At 67.3% G+C, this 19683-nt stretch carries 18 protein-coding genes; 12 read left to right on the top strand and 6 right to left on the bottom strand.

The window, feature by feature from the left end:
• Positions 1 to 13 precede the first annotated feature (13 nt).
• Complete coding sequence (gene nadE, locus HF877_RS02865; protein ID WP_169619684.1) at positions 14 to 853, bottom strand: ammonia-dependent NAD(+) synthetase; 840 nt, start codon at positions 851 to 853, stop codon at positions 14 to 16.
• A gap of 118 nt (positions 854 to 971) precedes the next feature.
• Between nadE and HF877_RS02860 the strand changes: the two genes are divergently transcribed.
• Positions 972 to 1520 (top strand): nucleosidase, encoded by a 549-nt coding sequence (locus HF877_RS02860; protein WP_296549438.1) that lies wholly within the window; start codon positions 972 to 974, stop codon positions 1518 to 1520.
• Positions 1521 to 1541: 21 nt separating this feature from the next.
• Here the strand turns inward: HF877_RS02860 and HF877_RS02855 are convergent, their stop codons facing one another.
• Together HF877_RS02855 and HF877_RS02850 are read right to left on the bottom strand one after the other, a co-directional pair.
• Positions 1542 to 1967: an META domain-containing protein gene (locus HF877_RS02855; RefSeq protein ID WP_169619682.1), complete on the bottom strand. Its 426-nt coding sequence runs from the start codon at positions 1965 to 1967 to the stop codon at positions 1542 to 1544.
• Positions 1968 to 1991: 24 nt separating this feature from the next.
• Positions 1992 to 2603 carry a TetR/AcrR family transcriptional regulator gene (locus HF877_RS02850; protein ID WP_346765048.1) on the bottom strand — a complete coding sequence of 204 codons (612 nt, stop codon included), beginning with the start codon at positions 2601 to 2603 and terminating at the stop codon, positions 1992 to 1994.
• Positions 2604 to 2693: 90 nt separating this feature from the next.
• Between HF877_RS02850 and HF877_RS02845 the strand changes: the two genes are divergently transcribed.
• From HF877_RS02845 to nrdF, 8 genes are all read left to right on the top strand, one after another.
• Positions 2694 to 3257, top strand: coding sequence for an NAD(P)H-dependent oxidoreductase (locus HF877_RS02845; RefSeq protein ID WP_169619681.1), 564 nt, complete (start codon positions 2694 to 2696; stop codon positions 3255 to 3257).
• A gap of 227 nt (positions 3258 to 3484) precedes the next feature.
• On the top strand, positions 3485 to 4060 hold the full coding sequence (locus HF877_RS02840; protein ID WP_169619680.1) for a 2Fe-2S iron-sulfur cluster-binding protein: 576 nt from the start codon (positions 3485 to 3487) through the stop codon (positions 4058 to 4060).
• Entirely contained in the window at positions 4057 to 5058 is a 1002-nt protein-coding gene (locus HF877_RS02835; protein WP_169619679.1) for a xanthine dehydrogenase family protein subunit M, read from the top strand. Before HF877_RS02840 ends, HF877_RS02835 begins: the two co-directional genes overlap by 4 nt.
• On the top strand, positions 5055 to 7145 hold the full coding sequence (locus tag HF877_RS02830; protein WP_169619678.1) for a xanthine dehydrogenase family protein molybdopterin-binding subunit: 2091 nt from the start codon (positions 5055 to 5057) through the stop codon (positions 7143 to 7145). The genes HF877_RS02835 and HF877_RS02830 overlap by 4 nt, the downstream gene beginning before the upstream one ends.
• A 331-nt stretch (positions 7146 to 7476) precedes the next feature.
• A complete protein-coding gene (locus HF877_RS02825) occupies positions 7477 to 7707 on the top strand; it encodes a redoxin NrdH (RefSeq protein WP_169619677.1) in 231 nt (76 codons plus the stop codon).
• 106 nt (positions 7708 to 7813) lie between these two features.
• A complete protein-coding gene (nrdI, locus tag HF877_RS02820) occupies positions 7814 to 8266 on the top strand; it encodes a class Ib ribonucleoside-diphosphate reductase assembly flavoprotein NrdI (RefSeq protein WP_169619676.1) in 453 nt (150 codons plus the stop codon).
• A 202-nt stretch (positions 8267 to 8468) separates the two neighbouring features.
• Positions 8469 to 10550, top strand: coding sequence for a class 1b ribonucleoside-diphosphate reductase subunit alpha (nrdE, locus tag HF877_RS02815; protein ID WP_206036560.1), 2082 nt, complete (start codon positions 8469 to 8471; stop codon positions 10548 to 10550).
• Positions 10551 to 10602: 52 nt separating this feature from the next.
• Positions 10603 to 11610, top strand: a complete 1008-nt coding sequence (nrdF, locus tag HF877_RS02810; protein ID WP_169619674.1) for a class 1b ribonucleoside-diphosphate reductase subunit beta — start codon at positions 10603 to 10605, stop codon at positions 11608 to 11610.
• An 81-nt stretch (positions 11611 to 11691) separates the two neighbouring features.
• Here nrdF and HF877_RS02805 read toward each other — a convergent pair whose 3' ends face one another.
• Positions 11692 to 12168 (bottom strand): NUDIX domain-containing protein, encoded by a 477-nt coding sequence (locus HF877_RS02805; protein WP_169619673.1) that lies wholly within the window; start codon positions 12166 to 12168, stop codon positions 11692 to 11694.
• A gap of 14 nt (positions 12169 to 12182) precedes the next feature.
• A complete protein-coding gene (locus tag HF877_RS02800) occupies positions 12183 to 13247 on the bottom strand; it encodes an ABC transporter substrate-binding protein (protein ID WP_169619672.1) in 1065 nt (354 codons plus the stop codon).
• Between the two features lie 287 nt (positions 13248 to 13534).
• Here HF877_RS02800 and ctaD point away from each other — a divergent pair, with 287 nt between their 5' ends.
• From ctaD to HF877_RS02785, 3 genes are all read left to right on the top strand, one after another.
• Entirely contained in the window at positions 13535 to 15295 is a 1761-nt protein-coding gene (ctaD, locus tag HF877_RS02795; RefSeq protein WP_169619671.1) for a cytochrome c oxidase subunit I, read from the top strand.
• Positions 15296 to 15439: 144 nt separating this feature from the next.
• Positions 15440 to 16687 carry a phosphoserine phosphatase SerB gene (serB, locus tag HF877_RS02790; RefSeq protein WP_169619670.1) on the top strand — a complete coding sequence of 416 codons (1248 nt, stop codon included), beginning with the start codon at positions 15440 to 15442 and terminating at the stop codon, positions 16685 to 16687.
• Complete coding sequence (locus HF877_RS02785; RefSeq protein ID WP_346765047.1) at positions 16677 to 17444, top strand: peptidyl-tRNA hydrolase; 768 nt, start codon at positions 16677 to 16679, stop codon at positions 17442 to 17444. Before serB ends, HF877_RS02785 begins: the two co-directional genes overlap by 11 nt.
• A 30-nt stretch (positions 17445 to 17474) precedes the next feature.
• On the opposite strand, the gene glgX is transcribed toward HF877_RS02785, so the two are convergent.
• Positions 17475 to 19670 carry a glycogen debranching protein GlgX gene (gene glgX / locus HF877_RS02780; RefSeq protein ID WP_169619669.1) on the bottom strand — a complete coding sequence of 732 codons (2196 nt, stop codon included), beginning with the start codon at positions 19668 to 19670 and terminating at the stop codon, positions 17475 to 17477.
• Positions 19671 to 19683: the final 13 nt, after the last annotated feature.

Here is a 19683-nt window from a genome sequence, read left to right as displayed (position 1 = left end):
CCGGGCGTCTGCCCTACCTCCACCAGGTGTCGGACGGTGCCACCGGCATCACGCGCTTGTGGTGCGTGTCGAGGAATTTGCCTTCGAGTCGTTTCGCGAGATCATCGGTGACGTCCTTGCCCTCGAGGTAGTCGTCGATCTCGCTGTACGTCATGCCGAGTGCTTCTTCGTCGGGCAGAGCCGGACGGTCGTCCTCGAGGTCTGCGGTGGGGACCTTGCTCCAGGTGCTCTCCGGTGCCCCGAGTTCCCGGAGCAACGCCGCCCCCTGCCGCTTGGTGAGCCCGGCCAGCGGCGTGATGTCGACACCGCCGTCTCCGTACTTGGTGTAGAAACCCGTGACGGCCTCGGCGGCGTGATCGGTGCCGACCACGAGGTGTCCCAGTTCGCCGGCGATCGCGTACTGGAGCATCATGCGCTCGCGTGCCTTGATGTTTCCCCGGACGAAATCGCGAATGGTGCTCCCGTGGCCGGGGATTTCGCCCAGCGCTCGTCCCGCTTCGGCCGCGGTGGCGTCGGTTCCGGGTTTGATGTCCGCCCGCACCGTGTGGTCGGGCTGGATGAAGTCGAGCGCGATCTGTGCGTCGTGCTCGTCGGCCTGCTGCCCGTAGGGGAGGCGCACGGCGACGAATTCCGCGTCGTGCCCGCCGTGTCGAAGCTTCTCGACGGCGAGCTGAGCGAGGCGTCCGGCGAGCGTGCTGTCCTGACCGCCGCTGATGCCGAGCACCAGACCCTTCGCCGGCGTAGCGGCAAGATAGTCGGCGAGAAACTGTACTCGCGAATCGATCTCGCTCCGCGGATCGATGGAGGGCTTGACGCCGAGTTCTTCGATGATCCGATCGCGCAGGTTCGTCATTGCCGCCACATTAGCGTCACCGGAGCCGTGCTGCGAGACGACCGCGCGATACGGTGCGGGACGAGGCCACGCGCATGCACACGGCAGTGTCGTCGGCCGTCGAACACGGAGGCAGCAGGTGAACGGGATCCTCGTCGTATCCGCAACGAAGTCGGAGGCACTGCACGTTCCGGAACGGTACGACACGCTGATCACGGGCATAGGGAAGGTCACCGCGGCCGTTGCGGTGACGGCCGCGCTCGCGCGCTATCCGGAGGGCCGCAGACCGCTGGTCGTCAACATCGGAACCGCCGGCGCCCTGCGGAGTGCGCACGGCGGGCTCTATCTTCCTTCCACCGTCATCAACCACGACATCAGCAGCGAGGTGTTGCGCAGTCTCGGGCACCCGGTGGCCGACACGCTCACCTTCGAGGACGGAGACGGAACGATCCTCGCGACGGGGGATTCGTTCGTTTCCGACGCCGAGGTCCGCGATGCGCTGGCCGCCCGCGCGGACCTCGTCGACATGGAGGGCTTCGCGATCGCCTCCGCGTCGGCACACATGGGAGCGTCCTGCAGGCTCGTCAAGCACGTGAGCGATCACGCGGACGAAACGGCGATGGACTGGCCGAAGCAGATCGACAACAGCGCGCGGGTGCTCGCGGAATGGCTCGTGGACATGTACTGACGGCACCGCTGCCGTCGCGGGTCAGCGGTCGGCGGACTGCTCGACGAGAGTGACCCGGAGGTTGTCCGTCGCGAGCGTGAGCACATCTCCGTCCAGATGCCACCGCGGCCGAGCGGCGAAGAGTTTCTGCACCCACCGGTCGGCCTCGTCGAGCGGGGGCGGGCACGCCATCATCGTGGTGGCGAGGCCATCGGCTTGCACCACCCCGCCGGAGAAGTCCGCAGTGCCCATCATCCGGTTGCACCCTGCGTACGCGGCCACGCGTTCGCGAGCCGGGAAGGCGAGGGTGAACGGGCCCCCGCCCGGGATGGGAGCGCCGACGACCTCGGTGGATACGAAGTCGCGGCCCACGAGATCGGACGCCGAGGGCGCCGTTGCGCCGGTGTCGCACGCACAGAGCAGTCCGCCGAGGGTGAGGACGACGAACGCGCGGAGGGCACCGGTCATGGGGCTCACCGTACCCGGCGGGAACTACCGGTCGACGGGACGCGCGACGCGTCGCGCGAGGTCGGACCAGGCCTGGGCGAGACGCTCGAGGGGATAACCGAGGTCGCGCCACTGATGGAGTACGAGAGACGCATCGAGCGGTGCCAGCAGGGCCTGGGCGAGGACCGGGAGGTCGCCGCCTGTTCCCGCCGCCCGTAGCAGGGTCTGCACGTGGGTGAGCGACACGGTGCGCGCCGGTGCCGAGAACCGCACGCCGCCGCCTGCGGCCTCGGCGGCCCGGAGCAGTTCACCCTGCACGTCGACGAGTGCGATGCGCGCTCGGCCGAAGGCGATGAGCCGGTCGACCGGATCCGCGCCCGGTCCGAGCGGCGGGGGACCGAAGAGAAATGCCTGCTGCAGTTCGCGCTCGCTGTGGTCGAGCAGCGCCTGCATGAGACCGGCGCGGGATCCGAAGCGCCGGAAGACCGTTCCCTTACCGACACCCGCTTTCGCTGCGACGGCGTCCATCGTGATCGCGTCGGCGCCGTGCTCGGCGACGAGCACGGACGCGGCGTCGAGCAGGCGCTTCCGGTTGCGCGCCGCGTCGCCGCGTTCTGCGGGGCCGTCGTCGACCAGCCACAGCGGGTGAGTGTTCACAAGGTCACATTCTACCGTCGCGGGAATGAAAGTGGACCGCGGTCCGTTTATGATTGCGGAATCAACCAACTCGATCGAAGGATGTACCTCATGGCTCAGACTCGAGTCCTCGCCCTCGTCGGAAGCCTCCGCTCCGCCGCTGTCACCCGCCAGCTCGCCGAGACCGCTGCCACTGTGGCCCCCGAGGGCGTCGAGGTGAGCATCCACGAAGGCCTCGCCGACGTGCCGTTCTACAACGAAGACCTCGACGGCGAGACCGTGCCCGCCGCTGCTGTCGCCCTCCGTGAGGCTGTCGCCGGCGTCGACGCGGTCCTGTTCCTGACCCCGGAATACAACGGATCGACCTCGGGTGTCCTCAAGAATGCGATCGACTGGCTCTCGCGCCCCTACGGCGCCGGTGCGCTGTCGGGCAAGCCGGTGGCCGTCGTCAGCGCGTCGCCGAGCGGCAACGCCGCGAAGTGGGCACTCGAGGACACCGTCAAGGCTGTCGGGATCGCCGGCGGCACGGTCGCCGAAGGGGCTTCCCTCTCGGTCGGCGGCACCTTCGGAAAGTTCGGCGACGCACACGCCAAGGAGCATGCCGAGACGGCCACCGAGATCGCCGGCGTCGTCGACGCGCTCGTGAATGCCACCAAGGAACTCGTCGAGGCCTGACGGACCCGAGGTCCGACAGACGTTCGCGTCGCCGCCCGCCGTCCACCCGGGTGCGACGCGACGACCGGCCCCGGTCCCGCATCAGCGGGACCGGGGCTGTTGCGTCTCCGGTAGCTGCCGAGACCGGATTCGAAAGACCCCGGCATCGAAAGACCTCCGACGGCGGGATTGGAGTCGCGGCGGACGGGGAATGCCCGGACGACAGCCCACCGTTGGGAGGACGACCCATGGCATCCGAGACCGCCGACGCGGGCACGGCTCCGCCCGGCCTGCACGAACACTCCGTCACCTTCAGGGTCGACGGCACCGAACGACACTGCACCGTCGATGCCGGCACCACCGTGCTCGACGCCCTCCGCGACCGCCTCGGCGTCACCTCGCCCAAGAAGGGATGTGACCTCGGCCAGTGTGGCTCGTGCACCGTCCTTCTCGACGGACGGCGCAGGGTCACGTGCCTTGCGCTCGCCGTCGCACACGACGGTGCCGAAATCGTCACCGCGGCGGGCTTGGCCGCCGACGGACCGCACCCCCTGCAAGAGCGCTTCCTCGAGCGGGACGCCTTCCAGTGCGGGTACTGCACGCCCGGGCAGATCTGCTCGGCGATCGGCATGCTCGACGAATACGCCCAGGGCGACCCGAGCCATGTCACGGAAGAACTCGGCGTCACGCCCGACCTCGACGACGACGAGATCCGGGAGCGCATGAGCGGCAACCTGTGCCGTTGTGCCGCCTACCCCAACATCGTCGACGCGATCAGGGATGTCGCAGAGCAGGATGTCGCAGGGCAGGAGGCGACCGAATGAGGCCCCTTCGCTACGAACGACCGGCCGACGCCGCGACGGCGGTCGCGACCGTGCACGACAACCCGGACGCGGTGTTCCTCGCATCCGGCACCAATCTCGTCGACCACCTCAAGATCGGCGTCGCCACTCCGGGAATGCTGGTCGACATCTCGCACCTGCCGCTCGACTCGGTGGAGAGCACCGCGGACGGAGGCCTCCGGATCGGCGCGAACGTGCGCAACAGCACGCTTGCCGTGCACCCCGACGTGCGCCGCAACTATCCGATGCTCACGCGTGCACTCCTGTCGGGAGCGTCTCCGCAACTGCGGAACGCAGCTACCACCGGCGGGAATCTCCTGCAGCGCACCCGGTGCGTGTACTTCCGCGACGTGTCCACACCGTGCAACAAGCGTGAACCGGGCAGCGGGTGCTCGGCGCTGGGCGGATACACCCGCTACCACGCGGTGCTCGGCGCATCGGAGGACTGCGTTGCGACACACCCGTCGGATATGGCGGTGGCCATGCTCGCCCTCGATGCGGAGGTTCTCGTTCTGGGCCCGGACGGGGAGTGCACCGTTCCGCTCGAAGAGTTCTATCGTCTGCCGGGCGACCGGCCCGACCTCGATACCACCCTCGACCGCGACGAACTCGTTGTCGGCGTGCATCTTCCGCCGCCCCAGACCACCGTGGCGACGTATCGCAAGGTCCGCGACCGCGCGTCCTACGCGTTCGCCCTGGTCTCGGTCGCTGCCGAACTGACCGTCTCGGGCGGCACGATCACCGGGTGCCGTATCGCCTTCGGCGGGGTCGCGCACCGGCCGTGGCGCGCACACCGCACCGAAGCTGCTCTTCTCGGAGAGCGCCCGGGGGAGGACCTGTTCGCGCGGGCGGCCGATGCGGAACTGGTCGATGCCCGGGCCCTCGACGGCAACGCGTTCAAGATCCCCCTGCTGCGCCGCACGGTCGCCGCCGTGCTCCGCGACCTCGCCGGACTCCACGACGAAGGGGTATCCGCATGACACACAGCGCCACCCGTGCCGTCGGCACATCCACCACCCGGGTCGACGGGCCGCAGAAGGTCGCCGGGACCGCGCCCTACTCCTACGAGCACCCCGTACCCGATCCGGCCTATCTGGTGCCGCTGGTGTCGACGATCGCGCGGGGGACGGTGGACCGCATCGACACCGCTGCCGCCGAGGCGGTCCCCGGTGTCATCACGGTGCTCACCCCGTGGAACGCTCCCCGCCTCACCGACGAGGCCGAGGGTGAATACGTCGTGCTGCAGAACCCCGACGTGCTTTTCCGGGGTCAGCTCATCGGTGCGGTCGTGGCCGAGAGTCCGGAAGCCGCGCGGTACGCGTGCGAGCTGCTGTCGGTGGAGTACACGAGCACCGATCACGACGCCCGCTTCCGGCCCGACCACCCCGACGCCTACAAGCCGGAGACGGCCAACGGGGGATATCCGCCCGACTCCGAGCGGGGTGACGCGGACGGGGCGATCGCCGCTGCCGACGTGGTGATCGACGAGTGGTACTCCACCCCCGAAGAGCACAACAACCCGCTCGAACCTCATACGGTCGTCGCGCTCTGGGACGGGGAAACCCTCACCCTCTATACCTCCACGCAGCATCCGCACGGGGTCGTCTCGGCACTCGCACCGGCCCTCGGCCTCGACTCCTCGACCATGCGGGTGGTCTGCCCGTACATCGGGGGCGGCTTCGGGTCGAAGGGCGGACCCCACGCGCACGACGTGCTCGGTGCGCTCGCCGCCAAGGCGGTGCCCGGCCGCGCGGTGAAGTTCGCCGTCTCCCGGCACGACATGTTCGGGTATGTCGGGTACCGCTCGCCGACGGCCTCGCGCGTCCGGCTCGCAGCCCGCAGCGACGGCCGGCTCACCGGCATCGTGCACGAGGCCTACGTCCAGAGTTCCCATGTCACCGAGTTCGTCGAACAGGCCGCCGTGCCGCTGCGGAATCTGTACGACGCGGCGAACGTGCGCACGTCCCATCGGGCGATCCCCCTCGATGTGCCGGCACCGTTCTGGATGCGGGCGCCCGGTGAAGCACCCGGCATGTTCGCCGGCGAGGTGGCGATGGACGAACTCGCGGTGGCATGCGGGATCGACCCCGTCGAACTGCGCATTCGCAACGAACCGGAGTCCGACCCCGAGACCGGGAAACCCTGGTCGTCGCGCCGGCTCGTCGAATGCCTCCGCGAAGGCGCGGAGCGATTCGGCTGGGATCCGTCCGATCGGTCGCCGGGAACACGCAGCGACGGGCGGTGGCTCACCGGCACCGGCGTCGCGGTCGCGACCTACCCCCACATGGTCAAGCCCGGTTCGACAGCCTCGATCGGGTACCGCGGAAACGGACGGTTCCAGGTCCGGATCGGGGCGGCGGACCTCGGCACGGGTGCGTGGACCGCGCTGACCCTCATCGCGGCGGACGCGCTGGATGTGGCCGCGGAACAGATCGATCTCGAACTCGGCGACAGCGCGCTGCCCTTCGGGACCGTCGCGGGCGGTTCCTCGGGCACGTCGTCGTGGGGCAACGCCATCGTGGCGGCGGCCGGAACGTTCCGGACCCGATTCGGGGACTCTCCGGAGCCGGGAGACGAGGCGTCCGCGACAGCGGGCGAGAACGCCGACCTCGAGAGCTACACCGCCGCCTCGTTCGGCGCGCACTTCGTCGAAGTCCGAGTCGATCGCGACACCGGCGAGATCCGGGTGCCGCGCATGTTCGGCATGTTCTCGGTCGGACGCGTCGTCAATCCGCGCACCGCCCGTTCGCAGTTCATCGGCGGCATGTCGTTCGGTATCTCCATGGCACTGTTCGAGGAGAGCATTCGCGACCCGCGGTTCGGGCACGTGCTCAACCACGATCTCGCGGAATACCACGTACCGACGCACTCGGACATCCGCAACGTGGACGCCGCATGGCTCGACGAAGACGACTTCCACGCCACGGCCGTGGGATCACGAGGCATCGGAGAGATCGGCATCGTCGGCAGCGCGGCAGCGGTCGTGAACGCGCTGTGGCATGCGACCGGGGTGCGGGTGCGGAGCCTGCCCGCCCGGCTCGACGACCTGCTGCCCGCACTGCCGTAACGGGCGCGCCACCGGCACCCCGCGAGGGTGTCGGTGGGTGGCGTCACACTGTGCTCGGGGCCATGGTCGGCGCGCCCCGCCGCGACACGCCGTACGGGCCCCTGAACGTGCATGTCGGCGAGGTGCGACCTGGGAATATCACACCTGTAACTCACAAGATCCTGGGTTCTGTGTATCTGTCGGACACAAGGTGTAGTGTCTAGACCGCTGGAGGGCCCAAGGGTCGCCGGTCTCTCGGGGAAGTGAGATCGGGCGGATTCGGTGGGCATTCGAGCACCGCGCAGCAGTCAGTCGTCAGGCCGTCACGGCCATCGTGAACTAAGGGGCACCCATGAACATCACCGTCTACACAAAGCCTGCCTGCGTCCAGTGCAATGCCACCTACCGTGCCCTCGACAAGGCCGGCATCGAGTACGACGTCGTCGACATCACCGAGAACCCGGAAGCCCGCGACTACGTGATGGCGCTGGGCTACCTCCAGGCTCCCGTCGTCGTCGCCGGTGACGATCACTGGGCCGGTTTCCGTCCCGATCGCATCAAGGCGCTCACGGTCGCAGCCTGAGTGTTCGTGTCGTCCGCTTCCGCGGACCGGTCGCAGTCCGCTGCGGCAGTAGTTCTTTGCCCGACCGAGCCGGTCTTCGCAATCGATTGAAGAGTGGTGAACACCGATGACCTCGCAGGGTCCGTCCCCGGGTACGTCGCTGGTGTACTTCTCGAGTACATCGGAGAACACCCACCGGTTCGTGCAGAAGCTCGGGATCCCGGCGACGCGGATCCCGCTGCAGGACCGTGAGGGCACCTTCGAAGTGCAGGAGCCGTACGTGCTGGTGGTGCCCACCTACGGGGGCGGCACCACCGCCACCGGGCGCGACACGCATTACGTTCCCAAGCAGGTCATCCGGTTCCTCAACAACGAGCACAACCGCGGCCTGATCCGGGGCGTGATCGCGGCAGGGAACACCAACTTCGGAGAGTCGTACTGTTTCGCGGGCGACATCATCTCGCGGAAGTGTCAGGTGCCCTATCTGTATCGATTCGAGCTGATGGGCACGACAGACGATGTCGAGCGTGTCCGAGCCGGGCTCGCCCACTTCTGGGAATCGGAGCTGCAAACCGCATAGGCCGCACCGCCGCGCCCCGAAATCTATGGGGCACACCGTCATTCGTATCCATTTCGACGCGCGTCGCACACGTGACAGCGCGGCCACGTTTCTTTATTCGATAGGTGGGGACAGCACTGTGACCATTACCGATCCCGATCCCGTCAAGAGCCCGAAGCTCGACGAGTCGCTCAAGGGTCTCGACTACCACGCGCTCAACGCCATGCTGAACCTGTACGGCCCGAACGGCGAGATCCAGTTCGACAAGGATGTCGCCGCGGCGCGCCAGTACTTCCTTCAGCACGTCAACCAGAACACCGTCTTCTTCCACAACCTCGACGAGAAGCTCGACTACCTCGTGGAGGAGAACTATTACGAGCCCGAGGTCCTCGACAAGTACTCGCGGCCGTTCGTCAAGACGCTGTTCCAGCACGCGTACGCGCAGAAGTTCCGCTTCCCGACCTTCCTCGGCGCGTTCAAGTACTACACGTCGTACACGCTCAAGACGTTCGACGGAAAGCGCTACCTCGAGCGCTTCGAAGATCGCGTGTGCATGGTGGCGCTGACGCTCGCCGACGGTGACGAGATCCTCGCGACGCACCTCGTCGACGAGATCATCTCCGGGCGTTTCCAGCCCGCCACCCCCACGTTCCTCAACTCCGGCAAGAAGCAGCGCGGCGAACCGGTCTCCTGCTTCCTGCTCCGCATCGAGGACAACATGGAGTCGATCGGCCGCGCGATCAACTCGGCGCTGCAGCTGTCGAAGCGCGGCGGCGGAGTTGCCCTGCTGCTGACCAACATTCGTGAGCACGGCGCGCCGATCAAGAAGATCGAGAACCAGTCCTCCGGCGTCATCCCCATCATGAAGCTGCTCGAGGACTCCTTCTCGTACGCGAATCAGCTCGGTGCCCGTCAGGGCGCGGGCGCGGTGTACCTGCACGCCCACCACCCCGACATCTACCGCTTCCTCGACACCAAGCGTGAGAACGCCGACGAGAAGATCCGCATCAAGACGCTCTCCCTCGGCGTCGTGATCCCGGACATCACGTTCGAGCTGGCGAAGCGGAACGAGGACATGTACCTGTTCTCGCCGTACGACGTCGAGCGCATCTACGGCAAGCCGTTCGCCGACATCGACGTCACCGAGAAGTACTACGAGATGGTCGACGACAAGCGGATCCGCAAGTCAAAGATCAAGGCGCGCGAGTTCTTCCAGACGGTCGCCGAGCTGCAGTTCGAGTCCGGCTACCCGTACGTCATGTTCGAGGACACGGTGAACCGCGCGAACCCGATCGCCGGCAAGATCACCCACTCGAACCTGTGCTCGGAGATTCTGCAGGTGTCCACGCCGTCGACCTACAACGACGACCTGTCCTACAGCCATGTCGGCAAGGACATCTCCTGCAACCTCGGTTCGCTCAACATCGCCAAGACCATGGATTCGCCGGACTTCGCGCGCACCATCGAGGTCGCGATCCGCGGGCTCACGGCGGTGTCCGACCAGACGCACATCAATTCGGTCCCGTCGATCGAGCAGGGAAACAACGATTCCCACGCGATCGGCCTCGGGCAGATGAACCTGCACGGCTACCTCGCCCGCGAGCGGATCTACTACGGCTCCGACGAGGGCATCGACTTCACGAACATCTACTTCTACACGGTGTTGTTCCACGCACTGCGTGCCTCGAACAAGCTCGCCATCGAGCGGGGCTCGTACTTCAAGGGCTTCCCCGAGTCGAAGTACGCGTCGGGTGAGTTCTTCGACAAGTACACCGACCAGACGTGGGAGCCGGCCACCGAGCGGGTGCGTCAGCTGTTCACCGAGTCGGGTGTGGAGATCCCCACGCAGGACGACTGGCGGCAGCTGAAGGCGTCGGTGCAGCAGCACGGTATCTACAACCAGAACCTGCAGGCCGTGCCGCCGACCGGCTCGATCTCGTACATCAACAACTCCACGAGTTCGATCCACCCCGTCGCCTCGAAGATCGAGATCCGCAAAGAGGGCAAGATCGGCCGCGTCTACTACCCGGCTCCCTACCTGACCAACGACAACCTGGAGTACTTCCAGGACGCGTACGAAATCGGGTACGAGAAGATCGTCGACACCTACGCCGCGGCGACGCAGCACGTCGACCAGGGTCTGTCGCTCACCTTGTTCTTCAAGGACACCGCGACCACCCGCGATGTGAACAAGGCGCAGATCTACGCGTGGCGCAAGGGCATCAAGACGCTGTACTACATCCGCCTGCGGCAGATGGCGCTCGAGGGCACCGAGGTCGAGGGTTGCGTCTCCTGCATGCTGTGATCCGACGTCCACGACACCCGTTGCACACGAACACCGATCAGGTAGGTAACCGATGACCTCAGCACCGCACGCGCACTCGCCGGCGGACGGCCTGCGCGTCAAGCTCATCGATCGCGTCTCCGCGATCAACTGGAACCGCGTTCCCGACGAGAAGGACGCCGAGGTGTGGGATCGCCTCACCGGCAACTTCTGGCTTCCGGAGAAGGTGCCGGTGTCCAACGACATCCCGTCGTGGGGAACGCTCAACGCATACGAGCAGCAGCTCACGATGCGGGTGTTCACGGGACTGACCCTGCTCGACACCATCCAGGGCACGGTGGGCGCTGTCTCGCTGATTCCCGACGCGGTCACTCCCCACGAGGAAGCTGTCCTCACGAACATCGCGTTCATGGAGTCGGTACACGCGAAGTCGTACTCGAACATCTTCTCGACCCTGTGCTCGACGCGTGAGATCGACGACGCGTTCCGGTGGTCGGAGGACAACGTGAACCTTCAGCGCAAGGCGCAGATCGTCCTGGACTACTACAAGGGCGACAACCCGCTCAAGCGCAAGGCCGCCTCGACGCTGCTCGAGTCGTTCCTCTTCTACTCGGGCTTCTACCTGCCGATGTACTGGTCGTCGCGGGCGAAGCTGACCAACACGGCCGACATGATCCGCCTGATCATCCGTGACGAGGCCGTGCACGGCTACTACATCGGCTACAAGTACCAGAAGGGCCTCGAGAAGATCACTCAGGCCGAGCGCGACGACCTCAAGGATTGGGTCTTCGAGCTGCTCTTCGAGCTCTACGACAACGAAACCCAGTACACCGCAGACCTGTACGACGAGGCAGGCCTGACCGAGGACGTCAAGAAGTTCCTCCGGTACAACGCCAACAAGGCGCTGATGAACCTCGGGTACGAGGCGCTGTTCCCGAAGGACGAGACCGACGTGAACCCGGCTATCCTGTCGGCGCTCTCGCCGAATGCCGACGAGAACCACGACTTCTTCTCGGGTTCGGGTAGCTCCTACGTCATCGGCAAGGCTGTCGTCACCGAGGACGACGACTGGGACTTCTGACCGGATCCCTCACAGTCGGTCCCGGCGGCCGGGTGCCACGCACACAGTGCGGCGGCACCCGGCCGCCGGGCTTTCGTGGCGTCAGGGGCGGCGGAACCATGCTTCGGGGCGGCCCGCGAGAGCTTTGCCGAGCCGTAGCCGCGAGGTGTCGGTCAGCGGTTCGGGGAGAGAGTCGGGGGAGAACCACCCGACCTCGAGATTCTCGTCGTCGGCCACCCGGGCACTGCCACCCACGGCGCGCATGAGAAATGCCACATCGAGATACTGCGCTTCGTCACCGTTCGGATAGACGATCGGAGCGGTGACGTCGACGCTCGTGAGCCGGACGACTTCCGCGTCGACGCCCGTTTCCTCGTGCACTTCCCGGATCGCCGCTGCCGCAGGTTCTTCGCCTGGCTCGAGGATGCCCGAGACGACGGCCCATTTTCCGTTGTCCGCGCGGCGGGTGAGCAACACCCGGTGATCGTCGTCGACGACGACGGCGCTCACTCCGGGCAGCCACAGCGGTGCTGTGCCGACCTGGGCGCGGAGTCGGAGAACGAAGTCGGGGACCGGCATCGCGTATTCCTCTTCTATCCGGAGTAACCGTTGAGACCCACGCCGAGGTCCTCGAGGATCGCGCGCGCTGCGACGGGACCGGGTGTGGACCACACCTCGTCGGCTACGGAGAACAACCGGTTGTCGGTGACCGCGCCGAGGTCGAGCCACGGATCGGTGCGCATGATCTCGGTGCCGCGCTCGAGTCCGTCTTCGCCGTCGAATCGGACGAAGATCACATCGCCGTCCGCTGCCGCCGGATCGTCCGCGGCGAAAGCTTCGGTCGGGCGGTTGTCGACGACCCCGAACCGCTGTGCCGGCGGCCGTGCGGCGCCGAGATCTCCGACGACCTGTCCGGCGAACGACGCCGTGCCCTCTATCTCTCCACCGTCGGCGGTGAACCGCACGATCGAGGCCTGAGTCTGGGACGACACCAGTTCGCGTCCGAGGGCGGCAGCCTCGGCGGCGTAGGTGTCGAGTACCGCCTGCGCGGCGGCGTTGCGTCCCAGGGCTTCGCCGACGCGGAGGAACTGATCCCGCCAGAACACGGGATCGGAACCGACCAGCACGGTGGGGGCCACCGCGGACACCGATCGGTAGACGCTCTCGTCGGCCGCCGACCCCAGGATCAGATCGGGGCGGGCCTGCTCGATCGCGGCGACATCGGGCGCGCCCTCCGGCCCGACGGTGGGCAACTCGGAGATGCCGGTGCCGAGATACTCCGGCCTTCCGTCGGCGTCGACGGTGGCGCCCACGACACGCTCCCACAAGCCGAGTGCGCACACGGCGTCGAGCGCTGCCTCGTCGAGCACGACGATGCGCTGCGCGTCGGCCGGAACCTCGGTGACCCCGGCGGTGTGGACCATCCGCCGTGTGCCGGTCGGCGGAACGCCCGCATCCAGAGGAGACGGAAGGGCGCACGCGGTGCTGGTGTCACGGTCGATGCCGACCACGGATGCGCCGGCGATGCGGGTGGTCGTGCGCACGATGGTCGAGGCGTCGTCGTCGGCGGGGGTGGAACAACTCGCCAGTACGGTCGACGTCGCGGCAGCGATCGCGAGGGACGCGACGACTGCGCGGGACCGGTGCACAGCTAACACTTCAGACCACTCCTGACGGACGGGCTCGAACCAGGGGACGGCTCAGGCTATCTCGTGTGGCACACGCCGCCGACAGTGTCCCGCAAGCTCGTTGGGACCCGTTCCTGTGATCCGCAGCACAGGCTCTGCGGTGAGTCCCGGGCTCCATGCCAGGTAGCGTGGCGGCGAATACGACAGCGAGTAGGACCCGGCGGGCGACCGGTTTGCGGAGGGTCTACGATTCGATGAGCGCAAGCCAGAGAACGTTCGCCTCCAGCCCGAGGCCGAGCGCGCATTCAGGAGGATTAGTGACTGCCGTAGCGCCCCAGCCAGTCCCAGAGTTAGCGGTAGCGAGGCCATACCCGCCGCGGCAGGGACCCAAGGGTTCGTTCATCTACAAGATGATCACGACAACAGACCCCAAGATGCTTGGGCTCATGTACCTGGTCACCTCGTTCGCGTACTTCCTCATCGGTGGCCTGATGGCCCTGCTGATGCGTACAGAGCTCGCGGTTCCCGGTCTTCAGTTCTTGTCGAACGAACAGTTCAACCAGCTGTTCACCATGCACGGCACGATCATGCTGCTGATGTATGCGACGCCCGTGGTGTTCGCCTTCGCGAACTACATCCTGCCGTTGCAGATCGGCGCGCCCGACGTGGCGTTCCCGCGTCTGAACGCGTTCAGCTACTGGCTGTACCTGTTCGGCGCGACGATCGTCATGCTCGGCTTCGTGACCCCCGGTGGTGCCGCCGACTTCGGCTGGACCGCGTACACCCCGCTCACCAGTGAGCTGCATTCCCCGGGTGTCGGCGCGGACTTCTGGATTCTCGGTCTCGGTGTCATGGGCCTGGGCACCATCCTCGGCGCGGTCAACTTCATCACCACCGTCGTGTGCATGCGCGCTCCCGGTATGACGATGTTCCGGATGCCGATCTTCACGTGGAACATCCTGATCACCGCCCTGCTGATCCTGCTCGTGTTCCCGCTGCTGACCGCTGCGTTCTTCGGGCTGTTCGTCGACCGTCATCTCGGTGGCCACATCTACGACCCGGCTACCGGCGGTGTGCTCCTCTGGCAGCACCTGTTCTGGTTCTTCGGTCACCCCGAGGTGTACGTCATCGCGCTGCCGTTCTTCGGCATCGTCTCGGAGATCTTCCCGGTCTTCAGCCGTAAGCCGATCTTCGGTTACACCGGCCTGGTCTACGCGACGATCGCCATCGCGGCGCTGTCGATCGCGGTGTGGGCGCACCACATGTACGCCACCGGCGCCGTGCTGCTTCCGTACTTCTCGTTCATGACGTTCCTGATCGCCGTCCCGACGGGCGTGAAGTTCTTCAACTGGATCGGCACGCTGTGGAAGGGGCAATTGACCTTCGAGACACCGATGTTGTTCTCGGTCGGCTTCATCATCACGTTCCTCTTCGGTGGCCTGACCGGCGTCATCCTCGCGAGCCCGCCGCTCGACTTCCACCTGCACGACTCGTACTTCGTCGTGGCGCACTTCCACTACGTGCTCTTCGGCACCATCGTGTTCGCCACGTACGCCGGCATCTACTTCTGGTTCCCGAAGATGACGGGCCGCATGCTCGACGAGGGTCTCGGCAAGTGGCACTTCTGGCTGACCTTCGTGGGCTTCCACACCACCTTCCTGGTGCAGCACTGGCTCGGTAACGAGGGCATGCCGCGTCGCTACGCGGACTACCTGCCGTCGGACGGGTTCACCACGCTCAACACGATCTCGACCATCGGTGCGTTCGTGCTCGGTGCTTCGACCCTGCCGTTCCTGTGGAACGTGTTCAAGAGCTACCGTTACGGCCAGGTCGTCACGGTCGACGACCCGTGGGGCTTCGGTAACTCGCTCGAGTGGGCCACCTCCTGCCCGCCGCCGCGGCACAACTTCACCGAGTTGCCGCGCATCCGGTCGGAGCGCCCCGCGTTCGAACTGCACTACCCGCACATGGTCGAGAAGATGCGCGCCGAGGCGCACGTCGGACCGGGTAGCCACAAGCACAGCGTGAACGTGCTCGAAGGCGCCGACCGTACCCCCGGCGACGTCCCGCGCTCCTGATCGACCCGCTCTACGCACCGAAGCCCCGCCCGTCTCCACGGGCGGGGCTTCGGCCGTTCCGGGCCCGTACCCCGACGCGGAGCCGACCGCTCGAACTGCGACAATGGATAGGCACGTGCTGCGTCCGCACGTGCCTCGACGACAATGATCGGAGACGTTGTGGCGTCTGACAGCACGGTGCTCGTGACCGTGACCGGACCGGACCATCCCGGCGTGACCTCGGAGCTGTTCGCAGCGCTGACGAGGTATGACGTCGACCTGCTCGACGTCGAGCAGGTCGTGATCCGCGGGCAGTTGACGCTCGGCGTCCTCGTGGTCTGCCCCCGCGATGTCGAGGCGTTGCAGGACGAGGTCTCGTCGGCCATGGCCGCCATCGGCATGCGCGCCGAAGTGCAGATCGGCGTGGCGCCCGGCAGCGGCCACCCGGTGTCCACCCACGCCGTCGTCGTGCTGGGCAGCCCGTTGAGTGCGCGCGCGTTGCGGTCGGTGGGACGCACGCTTGCCGCACAGGGCGCCAACATCGACTCCATCCGCGGCATCGCCGACTATCCCGTCACCGGACTGGAACTGATGGTCACCGCACCGGACACCGATTCGGATGCCGACTCCCGTTTGCGCAAGGCCCTCGCGGAACTCGCCGCCGGTATCGACGTGGACATCGCGGTGGAACGCGCCGGTCTCGCCCGTCGCGCGAAGCGTCTGATCGTCTTCGACGTGGACTCGACTCTGGTGCAGGGCGAGGTCATCGAGATGCTCGCTGCGCACGCGGGCGTCGAGGACAAGGTCCGCGAAGTCACCGAAGCCGCGATGCGGGGCGAGATCGATTTCGCGCAGTCGCTCGAACAACGCGTCGCCACACTCGCCGGCCTGCCCGCCAGTGTCATCGACGAAGTCGCCGATCAGATCGAACTCACCCCCGGCGCGCGCACCACCATCCGGACGCTGCGTCGGCTCGGGTTCCGCTGCGGCGTCGTCTCGGGCGGTTTCCGCCAGGTCATCGAAGGCCTCGCTCACGACCTCGAACTCGACTTCGTGCGCGCGAACACTCTCGAAATCGTCGACGGAAGGCTCACGGGCCGCGTTGTCGGCGACATCGTCGACCGTGCCGCAAAGGCGCACGCGCTCCGGGAATTCGCCGCCGAGGCGGGTGTGCCCATCGAGCAGACCGTGGCCGTCGGCGACGGTGCCAACGACATCGACATGCTCGGTGCCGCAGGGCTGGGTATCGCGTTCAACGCGAAGCCCGCGCTGCGCGAGGTCGCCGACACCGCGTTGTCCTACCCGTATCTGGACGCCGTGCTCTTCGTCCTCGGTGTCACGCGGGACGAGGTGGAAGCCGCCGACCGGGTCGACGGAACGTTGCGACGGGTACCGCTCGATCGTGGTGCCTGAACCCCATCCGATCTTCACCGACCCCGGGTTCGCGCAGCGGCACGCCGTGCTCGCCCGGGGTTACGGAGACCGGCCCGACCCGGACGACCCGGCGTCGGTGCTGGCGATGCCGATCGTTCTCCACATCCCGAAATCCGACCCGCCCGACCGGAGTTCGCTGCTCGAGGCCGCCGCAATCGCCACCGTCACACTGTGCCTGGATCCGCGGGTCGGGCCGGGCCCGGACGGAGAGCCCGGACCGTGGCAGGAACCGTTCCTCGCGTGGAACGACGCCCGGATCCGCAAGGTCAGCCGTCGTGCCCGCGGCGCGCAATGGCGTGCCGCGCAGGAGGTCCCCGGTGTCACCGTCGACCACGCCGGCGCCCAGGCGCGGGCACTGGTCCCCGGTCCGGTAGGAGCCCTCGACCCGAGGATCTCCCGGTTGCAGATCGGCGGCACCGATGTCCCGCCCGACAGTCCGCCCTCCCCGCCCGCCGGTGTTCCGGTGCTGTGGGTCGACGGAACTCTCGGTATGACGGTGGGCAAGGCCGCCGCACAGGTCGGTCACGCCTCGATGCTGCTCGCCGGCGCGATGCCGCTCGAGTCCGCGCGCCAGTGGGCGGCCGCGGGTTATCCCTGTGCCGTCCGTGAGGCGACCCCCGCGCGATGGCGCGAACTGCTCGCGCACGTCGAGAACGGATCTGCCGTCGCGGTGAAGGACGCCGGGTTCACCGAAGTCGCGCCCGGGTCGGTCACCGTCGTCGCACTGGCAGAGTGACCGTCGCGACGACAGCGACGCCGCACCGCGTCATCCCGGCGTGGACCCGTGGTGGTCGGAGCCGGAGTGCGTTGGGTCCGTGGGTATTTCGTCTCGCAGTGCGGTTCGGAACACCAGTACGGCCGGACCGGGCAGCGTAAACTCGGTGCCCACCGGGTGAGGCGCATCGTCGACGGGTGAGCCGTCGACAGTGCTCGAGTCGAAGACACACATGATGTCGCCGCGATACCACTCCGGCCCACCCAGCGTCAGGGTCGCGGCGCCCCCGGCGTGCAGGACGAACAGACCACTGCTGTCGGGGAGCCGTATCCCCGCGCGGGTGGTGGTGCCCAGCCCCGATCCGTCGACCCACCCTTGAAGGGTGCGGCGGCTCTCGTCGTGCCAGCCCGCGTAGTCGAGTTCGGTGCCGTCGATCCCGAACCACACCAGGTCGGGGTGGCCGTCGGTCCTCGCCCGCCCGTCGAAGAACCGTCGCCGCCGTAGCACCGGCACGACGTTCCGGAGCCGGAGAAGCCCGCGCACGTACGCGAGCCGGTCGAGGTCGGCGTCTTCCCAGTCCAACGGCCACGCGTCGGGTACCGGTACATCCTCCGGAACGCAGTACGCGTTGTTGTTGCCGTGCTGGGTGTGACCGAGTTCGTCCCCTGCGAGCAGCATCGGTGTCCCGGTCGAGAGCAGCAGCGTCGCGAGCAGCGCGCGGACGTGCCGGTCGCGCGCGGCGACGATCTCCACGTCGTCGGTGGGACCTTCCACCCCGTGGTCGACCGATTCGTTGTGGTCGGAGCCGTCGCGGCCGTCCTCACCGTTCGCCTCGTTGCGCTTGTGCCGGTACGACACGAGGTCGGTGAGCGTGAATCCGTCGTGCGCGGTGATGTAGTTGACCGACATCGCGGGCTGCCGCTGATCCCGCCGGAACAGATCCTCCGAGCCGGTGAGCCTCGAGGCGAGTTCGCGCACACCCGAGTGCCCCGCCCAGAAGCGGCGCGCCGTGTCGCGGTACTTGTCGTTCCATTCGGCCCACTGCACACCGAAGCGTCCCAACTGGTAACCGTGCCCGGTCGCGTCCCACGGCTCGGCGATGAGTTTGAGGTCGGTGAGCACCGGGTCGGTGGTGATCGCGGTGAGCAGAGCCCCGCGCGGGTCGAACGCACCACCGCGCGGCCGCGCCAGCGCGCTCGCGAGGTCGAACCGGAACCCGTCCACACCCATCTCCTGCGCCCAGTACCGCAGGCTGTCGCACACCATCCGGACGGCGATGGGGGAGGAACCGTCGATCGTGTTGCCGCAGCCGGTGAGGTCGATGTCGTGACCGTGGTGGTCGAGCAGGTAGTAACCGGGCGCGTCGAGGCCGCGCCACGACAGGTTCGGTCCCGCCACCGACCATTCGCACGTGTGGTTGTAGACGACATCGAGAACGACTTCGAGTCCGGCGCTGTGCAGCGCGCGGACCATCGTGCGGAACTCGGCGATCTCCTCACCCGGTGTCGCGGCGTAGGCGGGGTGCGGAGCGAAGTACGACGCGGTCGAATACCCCCAGTGATTGCGCATCCCGCGCGCCCGGACCGGGGGTTCGGTGAGAAAAGCCTGGACCGGCAGGAGTTCGACGGTGGTCACTCCGAGCTGCACGAGATGGTCGATCACCGCCGGGTGGCAGAGCCCGAGGTAGGTGCCGCGCAGATGCGGGGGTACCTGCGGATGGTGCGCGGTGTACGAACCCACGTGCAGTTCGTAGACGACGGTGTTCTCCCACGGTATGTCCGGCCGCTGCGGGGTGTCGGCGTCGGAGGCCGTCACCACCGACAGCGGCGTGTGCCCGAGTGAGTCCACAGTCGACATCGCGTCGAACGGTCCGCCGTCGTACGCCAGCAGCCTGGCTGCGTCACCCATCTCGCCCGTGATCTGTCGTCCCCACGGATCGAGAAGGATCTTGTGCGGATTGGTGCGCAGGCCGTGGCGCGGATCCCACCGCCCGTGCGCGCGATAGCCGTACCGTTGCCCCGCGCCGACACCGGGGACCACGCCGTGCCACACGCCGTAGGTGAAATCGGGGAGGTCGATGCGCTGTTCGTGCCCGTCCTCGCCGACGAGACACACCTGGACGCGGTCGCTGTGCGGGGCGTGCACGGCGAACCGGGTACCGGAACCGACAACCGTCGCGCCGAGGGGGAACGGCGACCGGTCGTGCAGGGCGGCGGACGGGACGGATTCCGAGGAGGGTGACGACACAGGGATGATCCTG

Origin of the sequence: Rhodococcus sp. BL-253-APC-6A1W, assembly GCF_012843405.1 — a bacterium.
Taxonomy (GTDB): Bacteria; Actinomycetota; Actinomycetes; order Mycobacteriales; family Mycobacteriaceae; genus Rhodococcus.
Note: the sequence above shows the minus strand (reverse complement) of the source record. Positions and strands in the feature narration are given on the sequence as shown.

Bases quoted from the DNA above. Each gene is read 5' to 3' on its own strand.
- nadE (WP_169619684.1), bottom strand. From the start codon at position 853: ATGACGAACCTGCGCGATCGGATCATCGAAGAACTCGGCGTCAAGCCC.
- HF877_RS02855 (WP_169619682.1), bottom strand. From the start codon at position 1,967: ATGACCGGTGCCCTCCGCGCGTTCGTCGTCCTCACCCTCGGCGGACTG.
- HF877_RS02845 (WP_169619681.1), top strand. From the start codon at position 2,694: ATGGCTCAGACTCGAGTCCTCGCCCTCGTCGGAAGCCTCCGCTCCGCC.
- HF877_RS02840 (WP_169619680.1), top strand. From the start codon at position 3,485: ATGGCATCCGAGACCGCCGACGCGGGCACGGCTCCGCCCGGCCTGCAC.
- HF877_RS02835 (WP_169619679.1), top strand. From the start codon at position 4,057: ATGAGGCCCCTTCGCTACGAACGACCGGCCGACGCCGCGACGGCGGTC.
- HF877_RS02830 (WP_169619678.1), top strand. From the start codon at position 5,055: ATGACACACAGCGCCACCCGTGCCGTCGGCACATCCACCACCCGGGTC.
- HF877_RS02825 (WP_169619677.1), top strand. From the start codon at position 7,477: ATGAACATCACCGTCTACACAAAGCCTGCCTGCGTCCAGTGCAATGCC.
- nrdI (WP_169619676.1), top strand. From the start codon at position 7,814: ATGACCTCGCAGGGTCCGTCCCCGGGTACGTCGCTGGTGTACTTCTCG.
- nrdE (WP_206036560.1), top strand. From the start codon at position 8,469: ATGCTGAACCTGTACGGCCCGAACGGCGAGATCCAGTTCGACAAGGAT.
- nrdF (WP_169619674.1), top strand. From the start codon at position 10,603: ATGACCTCAGCACCGCACGCGCACTCGCCGGCGGACGGCCTGCGCGTC.
- HF877_RS02805 (WP_169619673.1), bottom strand. From the start codon at position 12,168: ATGCCGGTCCCCGACTTCGTTCTCCGACTCCGCGCCCAGGTCGGCACA.
- serB (WP_169619670.1), top strand. From the start codon at position 15,440: ATGATCGGAGACGTTGTGGCGTCTGACAGCACGGTGCTCGTGACCGTG.